Raw genomic sequence first — 17,110 nt, forward strand, 5'->3', positions numbered from 1 at the left:
GGCGTGAGACCGCCCCCGGGCCGTGGCCGGCGTCGGGCCGTCAGCCCACCACCCGGCCGATCAGGTAGACGGCGGGCGCCGCGACGGCCAGCGGAAGCGCGACACCGGCCGTCATGTGGACGAACTTCGACGGGTAGTCGTACGCCGCCACCCGCAGGCCGATCAGCGCGCAGACCCCGGCGGCCAGGCCGATCAGGGCCCCGCCCGTGCCGGTGCCGGTGACGGTGCCGACCGCGATGCCCGCACCGGCCGCCGCGCCCAGCGACACGGCGACGGAGGGCAGGGTGGGCAGCGGCAGCGCCCGCGTGAACACGGCCACGGCGACGGCCGCCGCGCCCACGCTCACGGCCTTGCCGTCGGCCGCGAGGAAGCCCGCACAGGCGATGGCCAGGGCGGCGGAGGCCACCGAGGCCATCAGCCCGTACATCCGCTCGTCGGGGTCGGCGTGGCTGCGCAGCTGGAGGACCAGCGTGAGCAGCACCCAGGCACCGAGGGTGCCGATGATCGCGCCGGGGCCGTACGTACTGTCCACGGCGAGCACCGCCGCGTCCGCGACGAGGGCTCCGAGGAAGGCGAGGGCGATGCCCTGACGGGCGGGCCACATGCCGTTCAGGCGGAACCAGCCGGCCGCGGTGAGGGCCTGGAGGGCGATCAGCGGGACCAACAGGGCGAAGTCCCCGAACGCGGCGGCCACGGCCAGCAGCAGCCCGAGGGCGGCGGTCAGTATGGCCGGCTGCGGACCGGGGTCGATGATCGGCGAGCGGCCCTCGGCGCGGGCCTGGGCGGGGTCGACGGCGCGGATGGTGTTGCCGCCCAGGGTCGGGGGGGAGTACTCGGCGGCGGGTCCCCCGGCCGCCGGTACGGGACCGGCCGCGGGCGCCGCGGGAGCCGCCTCGGCGGCCCCGGGACCCGGGTAGGGCGGCAGGTACGCCGTCTGCTCGGCAGCGCCCTCACGAACCGGCGGCAGGTACGCCGTCTGCTCGGCAGCACCCTCACGAACCGGCGGCAGGTACGCCGTCTGCTCGGCGGCACCCTCACGAACCGGCGGCAGGTACGCCGTCTGCTCGGCAGCACCCTCACGAACCGGCGGCAGGTACGCCGTCTGCTCGGCGGCGGCGTCGGGCACGGGCGCGGGCGCGGGCTGCTGGGGCGGCAGGTACGCGGTGGACTCGGCGTCCCAGGACTGCGGCTCCGCGTGGCGGGGCTGCGCATGGCGCGGCCCGGCGTGCCGGGGCTGCTGCTGCGGGGCCTCCTCGCGGAACCACCCGTCGGGCGCGGCCGGCTGCGGCTGCTGCTGCGCGGCCTGCGCGGCCCCGGGACCGGGGTACGGCGGCAGGTACGCCGTCTGCTCGGCGGCGACGCCGTCACCACCGGAACCGGCGCCGGCACCGAAGCCGGTCCCATCGGACGTGCGCGGGTCGGCGGGCCACGGAGCGGCCTGCGGCGCACTCCAGCCCTGCTGCGACTGCTGAGCCTGCTGCTGCGGGGCGGGGGCGGCCTCCTCGCGGAACCACCCCTCCGGCGCCACCGGCTGCTGCTGAGCCCGCGGGTCGGCCGGCCCCGGGTAGGGCGGCAGGTACGCCGTCTGCTCGGCGACGGGCTCCGAGGGCCACGGCGTGGCGGCGGCCTGCGGCACCCCCCAATCCTGCTGCGGCTGCTGCCGGGGCTGTGACTGCTCCTGGTACTGCGGCTGGTACTGAGCCTGCTGCGGCGCCTGCTGCGCCGGGCGCTGCTCCTGCTGCTGCGGCTCCTGCGGGGCCGCCTCCTCGCGGAACCACCCCTCCGGCGCCACCGGCTGCCCGGGCACCGAGCCCAGCGGCGGCTGCACCGGCTGGTAGCTGGTGTCCCAGGTCTCGCCCTGCCAGGTCTGGGTCCACGGATCCTGCGGGGAGGCGTCGCCCTGCTGTTGCGGCGGCGACTGCTGTTGCTGTCGCTGCCGGCGCTGCTGTTCTTCCGGAGTGCTCATCGGTTCCCGTTCACCCGCCCGCGAAGGGCGGGAGCACCTCTACGGTGCCCCCCTCGGTCAGCGGGACGCCGTCGTGCGGACGCTTGCCCACGGGCTCTTCGTTCACGAGGAAGGAGCAGCGCAGCAGGACCCGTGTCAGCTCTCCCGGGTGGCGTTCCCGCACGGCGTCGAGCGCCTCGGCCAGTGTGCGTGCCGAGTACGGCTCCTCCGCCGTCCCGGCCGCGGCCTTGGCCGCCGCCCAGTAGCGGATGGTTCCGGTTGCCACTGCAGCTCCTATCGTCGCCCCGTCGGCTCTCTACCGTCGGCCTCCATGATGACCCCTCCGGCCGTGACCCCCGGCGTACCCCGACGCGCCCCGTGTGCGCCCCGGTTCCCGTGCGGGGGTCCACCGATCCGGTGAAACCGGGGCATACGAGGGAGGAAGGCGTGGCGGGAACCACAGAACGCGGTGTGGGCGATACCTCGGCCCCCAATGGGCCGGTGGGCTATTCTGGCGGCGTAGAGGATCCGGGCAACGTAGCCCCCGGGTCCTTTTGTGCTTTCAGCACGTTGAACGGACCGAGAACAGTGGTATCCATCCGGACCCCAGGGCGCGGGGGCGGGCGGCCGCCAGGCAGACGTACGAAGCAGTACCACGCACGTCCTCGACGGGACCGAGGAGGAACCGACGTGATGGACCAGCGAACCGTGCACGTGCACGACCACCGGAGCTGGGCAGGTGGTCGAGCATGAGTTCCCTCCTGCTGCTGACCAACGCCCTGCAGCCGTCGTCCGAAGTGCTGCCCGCACTCGGCCTGCTGCTGCACAACGTCCGGGTCGCACCGGCCGAGGGCCCCGCTCTGGTGGACACCCCCGGGGCCGACGTGATCCTCGTCGACGGCCGCCGCGACCTCCCGCAGGTGAGGTCGCTGTGCCAGTTGCTCCGCTCCACCGGACCGGGCTGTCCGTTGATCCTCGTCGTCACGGAGGGCGGCCTCGCGGCCGTCACCGCCGACTGGGGCATCGACGACGTCCTCCTCGACACCGCCGGGCCCGCCGAGGTCGAGGCCCGGCTGCGGCTGGCCACCGGGCGCCGGCAGCTGGGCTCGGACGACTCCCCGATGGAGATCCGCAACGGCGACCTGTCGGTCGACGAGGCGACGTACAGCGCGAAGCTGAAGGGTCGGGTCCTGGACCTGACCTTCAAGGAGTTCGAGCTGCTGAAGTACCTCGCCCAGCACCCGGGCCGGGTCTTCACGCGCGCGCAGCTCCTCCAGGAGGTTTGGGGGTACGACTACTTCGGCGGCACCCGCACCGTCGACGTCCACGTACGGCGCCTGCGGGCCAAGCTCGGGCCCGAGCACGAGTCGCTGATCGGCACGGTCCGCAACGTCGGCTACCGCTTCGTCACCCCGGAGAAGGTCGAGCGGGCGGCGGCGGAGGCCGCCGCGAAGGCGGCCGCCGGGCCGGTCTCCGCGACGGACCCCGCCGAGCGGTCGGACCTCCCCCGGATGGAGGAACCGGCTGTGAGCATCCACTCGGCAGGACGGCCTGCCCAGAGGTAGGTCACCCCGCGTAGACTGCCGCGCGTGGCCAAGGTGACGCGGGATGACGTGGCGAGACTTGCGGGTACCTCTACCGCCGTCGTGAGCTACGTCATCAACAACGGACCCCGGCCGGTTGCCCCGGCCACGCGCGAGCGTGTCCTCGCCGCGATCAAGGACCTGGGCTACCGCCCGGACCGGGTCGCGCAGGCGATGGCGTCCCGGCGCACCGACCTCATAGGCATGATCGTGCCGGATGCGCGCCAGCCGTTCTTCGCGGAGATGGCGCACGCCGTCGAGCAGGCCGCCGCCGAGCGCGGAAAGATGGTGCTGGTCGGGAACTCCGACTACCGCGACGAGCGCGAGGTCCACTACCTGCGGGCCTTCCTCGGCATGCGGGTCTCCGGGCTGATCCTGGTCAGCCAGGGCATGAGCGAGCGCGCGGCCTCCGAGATCGAGGCGTGGGACGCGCGGATCGTGCTGCTGCACGAGCGTCCCGAGGCCATCGACGACGTCGCCGTGGTCACCGACGACATCGGCGGCGCGCAGCTCGCCACCCGTCACCTGCTGGAGCACGGGCACCCGTACGTCGCCTGCCTGGGCGGGGTGGAGAACACCCCCGAGGTCGGTGACCCGGTGGCCGACCACGTCGAGGGCTGGCGCCGGGCCATGCTCGAATCCGGCCGTTCGGTGGAGGGCCGGCTGTTCCAGGCCCCGTACAACCGCTACGACGCGTACCGGGTCGCCCTGGAGGTCCTGTCGGGGCCGGACCGCCCGCCGGCGATCTTCTGCGCCACCGACGACCAGGCCATCGGCGTCCTGCGAGCCGCCCGCGAGCTGCGCATCGACGTGCCCGGGGAGCTGGCGGTGGCCGGCTTCGACGACGTGAAGGAGGCGGCGCTGACGGACCCGCCGCTGACCACGATCGCCTCGGACCGGCCGGCGATGGCCCGCGCGGCGGTGGACCTCGTGCTGGACGACGCGCTGCGCGTGACCGGCTCGCGCCGCGAGCGGCTGAAGCAGTTCCCCTCGGCGCTGGTCGTGCGCCGCTCCTGCGGCTGTCGCTGAGCGGTGTCGCGGCCGTAGGCCGCCCCCGCCCTGAGCCCCGACCTGACTCCCGTCCCGAGTCCCGACCCGCGCCCGGGCCTTATATCGGGCATACGAGGTTCTGTCGGGCTTCTCAGCCGGGACTCAGGAAGCTCTCATGATCCGCGGGGACAGTCGGAGACATGACCGACAGCTTCCGCCGCGAAGGCGAGTACCCGCAGGAGAACAGCCCGGGCCAGTACCCGCCGTTCGGCGAGGACTGGCAGCGGGGTCGTGAGCGCATGGCGCAGGACGTCGGGGCGGGTGGCTACCCGCCGCCGCCCGCGTACCCGCCGCCCGGCGCGCCCGGTTGGCACGAGGCGCACCAGCCGCCGGTCATCCAGGGCGAGACGGTGGCGCCCACCACCGGCTGGGCCGACCCGGAAGCCGTCCCGCAGGGTGGTCCCGCGCACGCCGCCCGCGCCAAGCGGCCGGTCGCGCTGCTGGTCGCCGTCGCCCTGGCGGCGGCCGTGATCGGCGGCGGGACGGCCACGGTCGTGCAGCAGTTCCTGGCCGGGGGCGGCGCGGGTTCCGGCGGGGTGAACGCCTCCAACGTGTCGCGGTCCGACACCGGCACCGTCACCGGGGTCGCCGAGCAGGTCAGCCCGTCCGTCGTACGGATCGACACCCGTACCGGGTCGGGTCAGGGCACCGGCTCCGGCATCGTGATCACCGCGGACGGCGAGATCGTCACCAACAACCACGTCATCGACGGCGCCTCCGAGATCCAGGTGACGATGAGCGACGGCAAGAAGTACGCCGCCAAGACCGTCGGCACGGATCCCGACAAGGACCTCGCCCTGATCAAGCTCCAGGGCGCGAGCGGCCTCAAGCCCGCCTCGCTCGGCAACTCCGACCGGCTGAAGGTCGGCGACGAGGTCGTCGCCATCGGTTCCCCGGACCGCCTGACCGGCACCGTCACCAGCGGGATCGTTTCCGCTCTGGGTCGCGAGGTGAACGTCCCGAAGTCCGAGCGGCAGCAGTCCCCGCAGCGCGGGCAGGGCGGCTGGCCGTTCTCGTACGACGGTCAGCAGTTCAACGGGGACACCGGCTCGAACACCACCTCGTACAAGGCCATCCAGACGGACGCCTCGCTGAACCCGGGCAACTCCGGCGGCGCGCTGGTCAACATGAACGGCGAGATCGTCGGCATGCCGTCCGCGATCTACTCCCCCTCCTCGGACAGTTCGAGCGCCGGCAGCGTCGGCCTGGGCTTCGCGATCCCGGTCAACACCATCAAGGCCGACCTCGACTCGCTGCGCGGCGGCGGCAGCGGGACCGGTACCGGCTCGGGCGGCAACAGCACCGGCAACGGCTCGGGCAGCACCGGCGGCGACGGCTTCGGCACCTCCTTCTGAGCCGACCACCGACGTACCCGCCGTACCCCGACACCCACCGACGCCCCCGACGACCGCCGACGTCCATCGGTCTTCCGGGACCTCCACCGGCCGGCCCGTGCGACGCTGGGAAGCGCCGTCACGCACCGCATTCCATGGCCGACCACCACCCCTGGGGGACCCGAGATGAACGCCGCCGAAGGCGACCAGCAGCGCATCCTCGTCGTCGACGACGAGCCGGCCGTACGCGAGGCCCTGCGCCGCAGCCTCGCCTTCGAGGGGTACGACGTCCAGACCGCGGTGGACGGCCTCGACGCGCTGGAGCGGGCCGACGCCTACGCCCCGGACCTGATCGTCCTCGACATCCAGATGCCCCGCATGGACGGACTGACGGCGGCCCGCCGACTGCGCGCCGCCGGCGGCGTCACGCCGATCCTGATGCTCACCGCCCGCGACACCGTCGGCGACCGCGTCACCGGCCTGGACGCGGGCGCCGACGACTACCTCGTCAAGCCGTTCGAGCTGGACGAGCTGTTCGCCCGCGTCCGCGCCCTGCTGCGCCGCAGCGCGTACGCCGCGCCGCGGCCGGGCGGGGGCGGCGACCACGAGGACGCGTTGGTCTTCGGCGACCTGCGCATGGACCTCGCGACCCGCGAGGTCGTCCGGGGCGGGCGGCCGGTCGAGCTGACCCGTACCGAGTTCACGCTGCTGGAGATGTTCCTCGCGCACCCGCGCCAGGTCCTGACCCGCGAGCAGATCCTCAAGACCGTCTGGGGCTTCGACTTCGAACCCAGCTCCAACTCCCTGGACGTGTACGTGATGTACCTGCGCCGCAAGACCGAGGCGGGCGGCGAGCCCCGCCTCGTGCACACCGTGCGCGGGGTGGGCTACGTGCTGCGCCAGGGCGACGGCGGTCCCGAGTGACGCCGGCCGCCCGGTTCCGCGCCCTGCCGCTGCGCTCCCGGATCGCGCTGCTGGTGACGGTGGCGGTGGCGGTGGCCGTCGCGGCCGTCGCCGGCGTGTCCTGGGTGATGGTGAAGTCGCAGCTCAGCGAGCAGCTCGACCGTTCGCTGATGGCGACGGACGTGAGCGCCGAGGTGGGCCGGACGCTGCGCGACGGCTGCGTGACCCGGGTGCGGCAGCCGGAGCAGCAGGTCGCCGAGAACCTGGGCGCGACCGTACAGCTCGTGCTGGCCGACGGCACCCGCTGCTGGGTGAGCGGACGGACCGGGCTGCCGGTCACCGCCATCGACAAGGAGATCGCGGCGGGCGTGCGGGAGGAGACCCTGCACGACGTGACGACCGGTGACGGCGTCGAGATGCGCGTCCTGACCCTCAAGCGGCAGACGCCCGCCGGCCAGTACTTCGGGATCTCCATCGCCAAGCCGGCCGCGGACGTGGACGATCCGCTGTCGACGCTCGCCTGGATCCTGCTCGTCGTGTCGGGCATCGGCATCGTGGGCGCGGGCGCGGCCGGCCTGTGGGTGGCCCGTACGGGGCTGCGGCCGGTCGACGAGCTGACCGCGGCCGTCGAGCACGTCGCCCGGACCGAGGACCTCACCGTACGGATCCCGGACGAGGGTGACGACGAGATCGCCCGGCTGTCGCGGTCCTTCAACTCGATGACGGCGGCGCTGGCCTCCTCCCAGGAGCGGCAGGCCCAACTGATCGCCGACGCCGGGCACGAGCTGCGTACGCCCCTCACCTCGCTGCGCACGAACATCGAGCTGCTGGCCCGCAGCGAGAACACCGGCCGGGCCATCCCGCCCGAGGACCGGCGCGAGCTGCTGGCCTCGGTGAAGGCGCAGATGACGGAGCTGGCCGCGCTGATCGGGGACCTCCAGGAGCTGTCCCGGCCGGACGCGGCCCCGCACGCCCCGCTCGGGGTGGTGGCCCTGCACGACATCGCCGGTACCGCGCTGTCCCGGGCCCGGCTGCGCGGTCCGGAGCTGCGGTTCGGCTCCGACCTGGAGCCCTGGTACGTGCGGGGCGAGGCGGCGGCGCTGGAGCGGGCGGTGGTCAACGTGCTGGACAACGCGGTGAAGTTCAGCCCGCCGGGCGGCGCGGTCGAGGTGTCGCTGCGCGCGGGCGTGCTGACGGTGCGGGACCACGGGCCGGGCATCCCGGCGGAGGACCTGCCCCACGTCTTCGAACGGTTCTGGCGCTCCCCGTCGGCCCGCGCACTGCCCGGCAGCGGTCTGGGCCTGTCGATCGTGGCCCGTACGGTCCACCGTGCGGGCGGCACCGCCGAGTTGCGGGCGGCGGCCGACGGCGGACCCGGTACGGAGGCGGTCCTGCGCGTCCCGGGGGCACCGGTGCCGCCGCCCGACGCGTCAGTTGTGCCGGATCAGTGATTCGACCAGGCCGGACCGGGTGTTGGGGAAGTCCATCGGGACGATCCCGAGGCCGGTCCGGCCGGCCAGTTCGCCGCCGTCGACGAAGCCGTGGACCTGCGGGTTCAGCCGGTCGGAGTTCCAGCGCGGCGGCATGTAGGCCGCGGTGCTGACGTAGTTCACGAACAGCTTGCCGGGCTGCTGCACGGCCCGCCGGAAGTGGTTCTCGATCTTGCCGCGCTTGGCGAAGGGCTCGGCGTTCCATTCGTCCTGGACGTCGAAGACGTTGCCGTCGGCGTACCGCAGGCCGGGCAGTCCGCCGTTGTCGGCGAGGAGCACCACCTTGCCGCGGGCGGCGCCGAGCGAGGTCGGCAGCGCGTCGGAGATCCGGAACAGCGAACGCCAGCCGCGGTTGTCGAGGTAGTCGTCGAAGATCGCGCGGAACGTGGCGTCGCTGTCGCCGGAGTACTCCTGCTTGACCCGCATCAGGACGGTCTCGGAGGGGTGCGCGGCGAGGAAGTTCCAGCAGGCGACGAGCACGTCACCGAACATCAGGTCCTGGAAGAACGATCCGTGGTGGATGGCGAACGACCCGCCCGTGACCCGACAGCGGACGTCGAGGAAGCGGATGCCGGCGTCGAGCTGCTGGGCGATCGAGGTGTTCTGGCAGGCGACGTAGAGGCCGCCCTTGCGGGCGCCGGAGTCGTGCGTGCCGGGGATGGTCATCCGCTGGAGCGGGGTGGAGTCGGCGAGGGCGGCCATCCAGTCCGAGGTGCCGAGGGCGCGGGCGGAGGCGGGCGCCGCCGTCCCCAGCCCTGCGGCGGCCACTGCCGCCAGTGCCCCCGCCCCGGTCAGGAAGGTCCGCCGGTCCAGTGCCACGCCCATGTCCACCCCTTTGTCGACCCGGTGATGGGACGGGATTATGGCGTGCCGGAGGCGCGTTTGCTACCCGTCGGTAGATACGGGTTCGTCGAGCAACTCGGCCATTCTGCGCAGGCCTTGGGCGAGCGCGCGCCCGTCGGGGGCGTGCTCCGGGTCGGTGAGGGCCTGCACCATCACCCCGCTGAGCAGCGCGAGGTGCACCGAGCCGAGGCCGCGTACGTCCTCCTCGGCGACGGCCTCCTCGGCCACCCCGGCCAGCGCCGCGGCCACCATCCGCCGGGAGCGGCGCTGGCCCTCGGCGAGCGCCGCGAGCAGTTCGGGCGAGGACTGGGCGTGGACGAAGGCCTCGATGTTGGCGATCCAGAGCCAGCGCAGCTCGCCGAAGTCCCGGATCTTGCGGTCCCAGGTGTCGACGTACCGCTCCTCGGCGGTGTCGCCCTCACCGGCGAGCCGGCCCGAGCCGGCCGCCCAGTCGTCCATGGCGGCGAAGAGGGCCTGGTTGAGGAGGGCCTCGCGGGATCCGTAGTGGTAGCCGATCGCGGCCATGCTCACCTGCGCCGCCGAGGCGATGTCGCGCACGGTCGTGCGCAGGTAGCCCTTCTCCTCCAGGCAGCGCCGGGCTCCGGCCAGCAGGTCCTCGCGATTTCCCATGTCGGGATCGTAGCCGCGTCCCGATTTGGGCAAGCGCCCTACACGTACGTATTGCACGCTTGCCCAATTCCTGGCAGGCTGCTGTCATCGAAAGATCCACCGGCCACGGAAGGCACCGACCATGCGTCACGAGCTGAAGATCGACGACCGCACGCTCTCCTACCGGGACTTCGGCGGCCCCGGCCGCCCGCTGCTCGCGCTGCACGGGGGCATGTCCGAGGGAATCGCCTTCAGGGCCCTCGCCGAGGAACTCGGCGACCGGTGGCGGGTCATCGCCCCCGACCAGCGCGGCCACGGCGACTCCGACCGGGCCCCCGTCTACGACCGCGAGGGCTACGTCGCCGACGCCGTCGCCCTCCTCGACCACCTCGGGCTCGACGAGCCCGTGGCGCTGCTCGGCTACTCCGTCGGCGGGCTGAACGCCTACCACCTGGCCGCCCGCCACCCCACCCGGATCCACGCCCTCATCAACGTCGACGCCGCCGTCGAGGTCCAACCCGGTGAGTCGCAGTGGTTCTCCTTCCTCGAAGGCCTCCCCTACACCGCGCCGACCACCGGGGAACTCCTGGCCGCGGCGGGGCCGGTGGGCGGCCAGATCGTCGGCGCCGCGCTGCGCAGGCTGCCCGACGACGCCGGCTGGCGGATGCCGTTCCACCCCCAGGACGCGCTCGACTCGATCGAAGGCTGCCGCGGCGACCACTGGGACGCCTGGCTCGGCAGCAGCTGCCCGGCGCTCCTCATCCACGCCAAGCAGAGCCAGGCCCTGCCCCAGGAGCAGGCCGACGCCATGGTGGCCCGGCGGCCCGGGACCTCGTACACCCCGCTGGACGGGGACCACTTCGTCCCGTTCAGCGACCCGCAGGGCTTCCACCGGGCCGTCGCGGAGTACTTGGACGGCCTGCGCTGACGCCGCGCGGCCCGCGGTAACGCCGGAGGGGCGGCGGGCCACCGGCCCACCGCCCCTCACAGGCGCACTGCGTGCGGGAACTACTTGATGACGGTGATCCGGTTCGCCGCCGGCGGGGCGATCGGGGACGCCTCGGAGGAGTTGTTCGCCAGGTAGGCGTTGAAGCAGTCCAGGTCGGACGCGCCCACCAGCTTGTTCTTGTGCTCCTTCAGGACGGTGAAGCCGTCACCGCCGCCCGCGAGGAACTCGTTCATCGCGACGCGGTAGGTGCGCGCCGGGTCGATCGGCGCACCGTTCAGCCGCACCGAGTCGAGGACGATGCGGTCCGCGCCCGCCTTCGTCATGTCGAGGGTGTAGGTGAAGCCCTTCGAGACCTGGAGGATCTTCGGGTTGGGGCCGTTGACCGCACCGGTGACCTGCTGCTGGAGCGCGGTGACGAGCTGCGCGCCGGTCAGGTCGACCACGTTCATCATGTTGGTGAACGGCTGGACCGTGAAGGACTCCCCGTACGTCACCACGCCGTCGCCCTCGGCCCCGGAGGCCTTGTGGGCGAGGTCGGCGCGGATGCCGCCCGGGTTCATGATCGCCAGCTCCGCGCCGCCCTTGTCGGCGGGGGCCAGCGCTTCCAGCTGCGCGTCGGCGATCAGGTCGCCGAGCGGCTTCTCGAACTCCGGCGAACCGCGACCCGGGATGTCCGCGGAGATGAAGCCCTGCGGACGGTCGGCGACCGGGGCCGCCAGCTCGTTCCAGCGCCGGATCAGCTCGGTCATGTCGGCGGCCTTGGGCTGCTCGCGGGTGACGAGCTTGTTGACCGGCTTCGGCGCCGCGACCGGCGTGCGGACGATGTCCTTGGTCTGCCGGTCGTAGGTCAGCGTGGTGTCCGTGTACAGCCGGCCGAGCGAGGCGGCCGAGGTGACCGTGCGCGGGTTGCCCGCCGGGTCCGGGATGTTGCAGCTGTAGGCCTGGTGCGTGTGGCCGGTCACCAGCGCGTCGACCTTCGCGTCGACGTTCTTGGCGATGTCGACGATGGCACCCGAGATGCCGGCGCCGGCGCCCGGCGCGTCGCAGTCGTAGTTGTACGCGCCGTTCGCGGGCAGACCGCCCTCGTGGATCAGCGCCACGATGGACTTCACGCCCTGCTTGTTCAGCTCGGCGGCGTACTTGTTGATCGTCTCGACCTCGTCGCCGAACGTCAGGCCCTTGACGCCCTCGGCGGTGACGACGTCCGGCGTGCCCTCCAGGGTGACGCCGATGAAGCCGATCTTCACGTCCCCCTTCTTCCACACGAAGGTGGGGGACATCATCGGACGCTTGGTCTTGTCGTCCGTCACGTTGGCGGCGAGGTACTGGAACTCCGCTCCGGTGAACGTCTTGCCGTACTCGAAGCAGCCCTCGACCGGGTGGCAGCCGCCGTACCCCATGCGGCGCAGCTCGGTGCGGCCCTCGTCGAACTCGTGGTTACCGACGCTGGACACGTCCAGGCCGATCTTGTTCAGCGCCTCGATGCTCGGCTCGTCGTGGAAGAGCCCGGACAGCATCGGGCTGCCGCCGATCATGTCACCGGCCGCGGCCGTGACGGAGTACTCGTGGCCCTTGCGGGCCTCGCGCAGGCTGGTCGCGAGGTACTCCACGCCGCCTGCCGGTATGGCCTTGGTGGTGCCGTCCGCCTGTCGTTCGCTCACCGTGCCCGAGGAGCCCTGCGGGGGCTCCAGCGTGCCGTGGAAGTCGTTGAACGACAGCATCTGCACGTCGACGGTCCGGCTCTTGGCCGCACCGCCACCACTCGCGGCCCCGGCCGGCAGTGCGGCGGCGACCATGGCTCCGGCACCGGCCGTGAGGGCGAGTGCGGTGAGGGTCAACCGGCGGGCCGTGCGGGGCCGTTGTGGCGTCGCTGACATTTAGTCCCCTTTGTGGACAGCGAGACAAGTTGGGAGGTCCGCCGCAGCTTATTGTCAACGCGCGTAGCACGACAGGGGGTAACGGGTTGCGAGCTGGTTACGCGCGGGCGTTCCGGAGCCGGTGGGAGCACGGGCCGGACCCGCGGGACACGCAACCGCGGGCCGCGGTCGTAGGCTCGTCGCATGACTGACGCAGCAGCGGCCCTGGAGCCGGGACGGCAGATTCAGACCCTCGACGAGCTGACGGAGGAACAGGCCGGCTCCGTGCTGGAGCTGATCGCGGAGGCGGCCCGCGCCGACGGCACCACCGCGGTGTCCGAACAGGGGCGGCTCCAGCTCCGCGGCGGACCGCGCGAGGGCATCCGGCACTTCCTCCTGAGCGACGGCACCCGGCTCGCCGCGTACGGGCAGTTGGAGGACACCGACCCGGTGGAGGCACCCGCCGCCGAGCTCGTCGTGCACCCCGCGCTGCGCGGCCGGGGCCACGGCCGGGCCCTCGGCTCGGCGCTCCTGAACGCCTCCGGCAAGCGGATCCGGGTGTGGGCCCACGGCGGCAAGTCCGCCGCCCGGCACTTGGCCCAAGTACTCGGACTGACCCTCTTCCGCGAGCTGCGCCAACTCCGCCGCCCCCTCACCACCGGCGACCCGCTGCCCGATCCGGCCCTGCCGGTCGGCGTGACGGTGCGCACCTTCGTCCCGGGTGCGGACGACGCGGCCTGGCTCGCCGCGAACGCGGCGGCCTTCGCCCACCACCCCGAGCAGGGGTCACTGACCCAGCGGGACCTGAACGACCGGATCGCGCAGCCGTGGTTCGACCCGAAGGGGTTCTTCCTCGCCGAGCGCGGGGGCGAGCTGGTCGGCTTCCACTGGACGAAGGTCCACGAGGCTGAGCGGCTCGGCGAGGTCTACGTCGTCGGGGTTCGGCCGGGCGCCCAGGGCGGCGGCCTGGGCAAGGCCCTGACCGCCATCGGCCTGCGCCACCTGGCGGCATCGGGCCTGCCCACCGCGATGCTCTACGTCGACGCCGACAATCCGGCCGCCCTGGCCGTGTACGAGGGCCTCGGCTTCACCACCCACGAGGTCGACCTGATGTACCGCACCGAGAGCTGACCGGGCGGGCCGCCGGGGGCCGCAGCCCGGCGCGCGGGCCCCGACGGCCCGGTGCGCCGGTCCGTGAGCCCCCCGAACGGCCCAAGGCGCCTCCGGAAAGAGACTGGAAGCCATACGCCATTAACCGGGCATTCAAACGCGCTTGCCAGTCTCCGGTCATGCAGCCCCGACTCCGACTGACAGCAGACGCGTCCGACGCGCCTGTCCTGCCTCGTGCGCGGAAGAATGGAGGCATGAGCCAGAAGCCCAGCGCAGGCCCCAGCGAGGTCCCCGCCCAGCACCCCTCCCACCCGTCCGCGAACAGCGCCGCCGCGGTGAAGGCACGCCTGGGTTCCATAGCCGCCCACCGCCCCGGCGGCCTGGATCCGGACCTGGACGCCGACCTCGACGCGTACGAGGACAAGGACGGTACGGGCGAACTGCCCGCGAACCGGTTCCTCGACCGGGAGCGCAGCTGGCTCGCCTTCAACGAGCGGGTGCTGGAGCTCGCGGAGGACCCGAACACCCCGCTCCTGGAGCGCGCGAACTTCCTGGCGATCTTCGCGAGCAACCTCGACGAGTTCTTCATGGTCCGCGTCGCCGGCCTGAAGCGGCGCATCGCGACGGGCGTCGCCACCCGTTCGGCCTCAGGCCTGCAACCCCGTGAGGTCCTGGACCTGATCTGGACCCGCTCGCGCGAGCTCATGGCCCGGCACGCCGCCTGCTACCAGCAGGACATCGCCCCGCAGCTGGCCGAGGAGGGCATCCACCTCATCCGGTGGCCCGACCTCACCGAGAAGGAGCAGGCCCGCCTCTTCACCCTGTTCCGCAACCACATCTTCCCGGTGCTGACGCCGCTGGCCGTGGACCCCGCGCACCCCTTCCCGTACATCTCCGGCCTCTCCCTGAACCTGGCCGTCGTCGTCCGGAACCCGGTCAGCGGACACCGCCACTTCGCCCGGGTCAAGGTCCCGCCGCTCCTCTCCCGCTTCCTGGAGGCCTCCCCGCAGCGCTACGTCCCGCTGGAGGACGTCATCGCCGCGCACCTGGAGGAGCTGTTCCCCGGCATGGAGGTGCTCGCGCACCACATGTTCCGGGTGACCCGCAACGAGGACCTGGAGGTCGAGGAGGACGACGCCGAGAACCTCCTCCAGGCCCTGGAGAAGGAGCTCATGCGGCGCCGCTTCGGGCCGCCCGTGCGCCTGGAGGTCGAGGAGTCCATCGACCCCGGCGTGCTGGACCTCCTCGTCCAGGAGCTGAAGGTGTCCGCCGCCGAGGTGTACCCGCTGCCCGGGCCGCTGGACCTGACCGCCCTCTTCGGGATCTCGTCCCTGGACCGGCCGGAGCTGAAGTACCCGAAGTTCGTCGCGGGCACGCACCGCGACCTCGCCGAGGTCGAGTCGGCGTCCGCGCCGGACATCTTCGCCGCGCTGCGCGAGCGGGACGTCCTGCTGCACCACCCGTACGACTCCTTCTCCACGTCCGTGCAGGCCTTCCTGGAACAGGCCGCCGCCGACCCGGACGTCCTCGCGATCAAGCAGACGCTGTACCGGACCTCCGGCGACTCCCCGATCGTCGACGCCCTGATCGACGCGGCCGAGTCCGGAAAGCAGGTCCTCGTACTCGTCGAGATCAAGGCCCGCTTCGACGAACAGGCCAACATCAAGTGGGCGCGCAAGCTGGAGGAGTCCGGCTGCCACGTCGTCTACGGCCTCGTCGGGCTCAAGACCCACTGCAAGCTCTCCCTCGTGGTCCGCCAGGAGGGCGACAACCTGCGCCGCTACTCCCACGTCGGCACCGGCAACTACCACCCCAAGACCGCCCGGCTGTACGAGGACCTCGGCCTGCTCACCGCCGACCCGCAGGTCGGCGCCGACCTCTCCGACCTCTTCAACCGGCTGTCCGGCTACTCGCGCCGCGAGACCTACCGCCGGCTGCTGACCGCCCCGAAGTCCCTGCGCGACGGATTGATCTCGCGCATCGACAAGGAGGCCGATCACCACCGCGCCGGCCGGCCCGCGTACGTCCGGCTGAAGATGAACTCGATCGTCGACGAGGCCCTCATCGACTCCCTCTACCGCGCCGCCCGGGCCGGTGTCCCCGTCGACATCTGGGTCCGCGGCATCTGCGCCGTGCGTCCCGGCGTCCCGGGGCTGTCGGAGAACATCCGGGTCCGCTCGATCCTCGGCCGCTTCCTGGAACACTCCCGCGTCTTCGCCTTCGCCAACGGCGGCGAACCGGAGGTGTGGATCGGCAGCGCCGACATGATGCACCGCAACCTCGACCGCCGCATCGAGGCCTTGGTGCGGGTCATCGACCCCGCACACCGCGCGGCACTGGACCGGATGCTGGAGACCGGCATGTCCGACGCCACCTCCTCCTGGCACCTGGGTCCGGACGGCGAGTGGACCCGGCACAGCACGGACGCCGAGGGACAGCCGCTGCAGCACGTCCAGGAGATGCTCATAGACGCCCGGAGGCGCCGGCGTGGCTCAGCCAAACCATGACCCGACCGCGGGGGACGTACTCGCCCCGTACCTGCGCTCCCAGGCCACCGCGTTCCTGCGCGCCCTGCGCCTGCACGAGGAGAGCACCGGGAGCGGCCCGGACTCCGCGGAGAGCGGGCAGGCGGCGCGCGGCCTGCGGGGGGCCGCGCGCCGCATCGCCGGCTCCCTGAGCACGTTCCGGGTGGTGACCGAGCCCGGCTGGGCCGACGGGCTGCGCACCGAGCTGGTGTGGCTGTCCTCGACCCTGGCCGACGAGCACGCGTACGCCGCCCGGCTGTCGCGCCTGTTGGACGCCCTCCAGCGACTGTCGGCAGCGCCCGAGGTCCCGGCGCCGCGCCGTGGCGTCGCCACGTCGGGGGCGCTCACGGTGGGCTCGGCGCGGGCGGGCGCGCTGCTGGAGCGCCAGCTCACGCTGGCGCGCACCCGCGCCCACTCCACCACCCTCCAGGCGCTGGGCTCGGCCCGCTTCCACGCGGTGGCCGACGCCGTGGCGGTCCTCGCCTCGGAGGTGCCGCTGGATCCGGTGGCGGCGCGCGGCCGGGTGACGGAGGTACTGGTGCCGCTCGCCGCCGTCACCGAGGGCCGGCTCGACGCGGCCGTCACCGCCCTGCCCACCACGCAGGAGACCCCGTACTCGGCCCACGAGGACGGCGCCTGGCACGAGGTGCGCCGCCTGCTGCGGGTCCACCGGTACGCCCGGGAGGCCCTCGGCGACGACGTGGCCCGGCTGGTGGCGGCGGGCGCGGCCCTGGACGTGCACCGCGACGCCTCCGACGCGGCCGCCGCCTCGGCGACGGCCGCCCGCACCCCTCGGATCGCCCCGGCGACGGCGTACGCCCTGGGGGTGCTGCACGCCGACCAGCGGCACGCGGCCCTGGCGGCCCGCCACACCTTCCACGCCGCCTGGCACCCCCTCCCGGCCTGAACCGAC

The 17,110-nt window shown here is 73.0% G+C and carries 14 protein-coding genes; 9 read left to right on the forward strand and 5 right to left on the reverse strand.

Features of this window, described 5'->3' with window-relative positions; translation table 11 throughout:
• Positions 1-40: 40 nt before the first annotated feature.
• Both ACFY0I_RS17585 and ACFY0I_RS17590 read right to left on the reverse strand, forming a co-directional pair.
• Positions 41-1,966: a hypothetical protein gene (locus tag ACFY0I_RS17585; protein ID WP_388896103.1), complete on the reverse strand. Its 1,926-nt coding sequence runs from the start codon at positions 1,964-1,966 to the stop codon at positions 41-43.
• Between the two features lie 10 nt (positions 1,967-1,976).
• Complete coding sequence (locus tag ACFY0I_RS17590; protein WP_164325115.1) at positions 1,977-2,231, reverse strand: MoaD/ThiS family protein; 255 nt, start codon at positions 2,229-2,231, stop codon at positions 1,977-1,979.
• 463 nt (positions 2,232-2,694) lie between these two features.
• On the opposite strand from ACFY0I_RS17590, the gene ACFY0I_RS17595 reads away from it, so the two are divergent.
• The 5 genes from ACFY0I_RS17595 (at position 2,695) to ACFY0I_RS17615 (ending at position 8,266) form a co-directional block, all read left to right on the forward strand.
• Complete coding sequence (locus ACFY0I_RS17595) at positions 2,695-3,510, forward strand: winged helix-turn-helix domain-containing protein (protein WP_388896106.1); 816 nt, start codon at positions 2,695-2,697, stop codon at positions 3,508-3,510.
• 24 nt (positions 3,511-3,534) lie between these two features.
• Positions 3,535-4,557, forward strand: a complete 1,023-nt coding sequence (locus tag ACFY0I_RS17600) for a LacI family DNA-binding transcriptional regulator (RefSeq protein WP_388896109.1) — start codon at positions 3,535-3,537, stop codon at positions 4,555-4,557.
• Between the two features lie 161 nt (positions 4,558-4,718).
• The gene (locus tag ACFY0I_RS17605; protein ID WP_388896112.1) at positions 4,719-5,933 is read left to right on the forward strand and encodes a S1C family serine protease; all 1,215 of its coding nucleotides are present in this window, start codon (positions 4,719-4,721) and stop codon (positions 5,931-5,933) included.
• A 165-nt stretch (positions 5,934-6,098) separates the two neighbouring features.
• Entirely contained in the window at positions 6,099-6,836 is a 738-nt protein-coding gene (locus tag ACFY0I_RS17610; protein WP_388896115.1) for a response regulator transcription factor, read from the forward strand.
• Positions 6,833-8,266 (forward strand): sensor histidine kinase, encoded by a 1,434-nt coding sequence (locus ACFY0I_RS17615; RefSeq protein ID WP_388896118.1) that lies wholly within the window; start codon positions 6,833-6,835, stop codon positions 8,264-8,266. The genes ACFY0I_RS17610 and ACFY0I_RS17615 overlap by 4 nt, the downstream gene beginning before the upstream one ends.
• Here ACFY0I_RS17615 and ACFY0I_RS17620 read toward each other — a convergent pair.
• The gene (locus ACFY0I_RS17620) at positions 8,246-9,130 is read right to left on the reverse strand and encodes a phosphatidylinositol-specific phospholipase C (RefSeq protein ID WP_388896121.1); all 885 of its coding nucleotides are present in this window, start codon (positions 9,128-9,130) and stop codon (positions 8,246-8,248) included. The two genes, ACFY0I_RS17615 and ACFY0I_RS17620, sit on opposite strands and share 21 nt — an antisense overlap.
• Positions 9,131-9,190: 60 nt before the next feature.
• Positions 9,191-9,778 carry a TetR/AcrR family transcriptional regulator gene (locus ACFY0I_RS17625; protein WP_388896124.1) on the reverse strand — a complete coding sequence of 196 codons (588 nt, stop codon included), beginning with the start codon at positions 9,776-9,778 and terminating at the stop codon, positions 9,191-9,193.
• Between the two features lie 121 nt (positions 9,779-9,899).
• On the opposite strand from ACFY0I_RS17625, the gene ACFY0I_RS17630 reads away from it, so the two are divergent.
• Entirely contained in the window at positions 9,900-10,685 is a 786-nt protein-coding gene (locus ACFY0I_RS17630; protein WP_388896127.1) for an alpha/beta fold hydrolase, read from the forward strand.
• Positions 10,686-10,765: 80 nt separating this feature from the next.
• Here ACFY0I_RS17630 and ACFY0I_RS17635 read toward each other — a convergent pair whose 3' ends face one another.
• Positions 10,766-12,583, reverse strand: a complete 1,818-nt coding sequence (locus tag ACFY0I_RS17635) for a bifunctional metallophosphatase/5'-nucleotidase (RefSeq protein WP_388896130.1) — start codon at positions 12,581-12,583, stop codon at positions 10,766-10,768.
• A gap of 183 nt (positions 12,584-12,766) precedes the next feature.
• On the opposite strand from ACFY0I_RS17635, the gene mshD reads away from it, so the two are divergent.
• The 3 genes from mshD to ACFY0I_RS17650 all read left to right on the forward strand — a co-directional run bounded on the left by mshD (position 12,767) and on the right by ACFY0I_RS17650 (position 17,104).
• Complete coding sequence (gene mshD / locus ACFY0I_RS17640; RefSeq protein WP_388896133.1) at positions 12,767-13,693, forward strand: mycothiol synthase; 927 nt, start codon at positions 12,767-12,769, stop codon at positions 13,691-13,693.
• A 233-nt stretch (positions 13,694-13,926) separates the two neighbouring features.
• Complete coding sequence (locus ACFY0I_RS17645; protein ID WP_388896136.1) at positions 13,927-16,179, forward strand: RNA degradosome polyphosphate kinase; 2,253 nt, start codon at positions 13,927-13,929, stop codon at positions 16,177-16,179.
• Positions 16,160-17,104, forward strand: a complete 945-nt coding sequence (locus ACFY0I_RS17650; protein ID WP_388896139.1) for a CHAD domain-containing protein — start codon at positions 16,160-16,162, stop codon at positions 17,102-17,104. The genes ACFY0I_RS17645 and ACFY0I_RS17650 overlap by 20 nt, the downstream gene beginning before the upstream one ends.
• Positions 17,105-17,110 lie beyond the last annotated feature (6 nt).

The sequence above is a fragment of the Streptomyces sp. NPDC001568 genome, assembly GCF_042893755.1.
GTDB lineage: Bacteria > Actinomycetota > Actinomycetes > Streptomycetales > Streptomycetaceae > Streptomyces.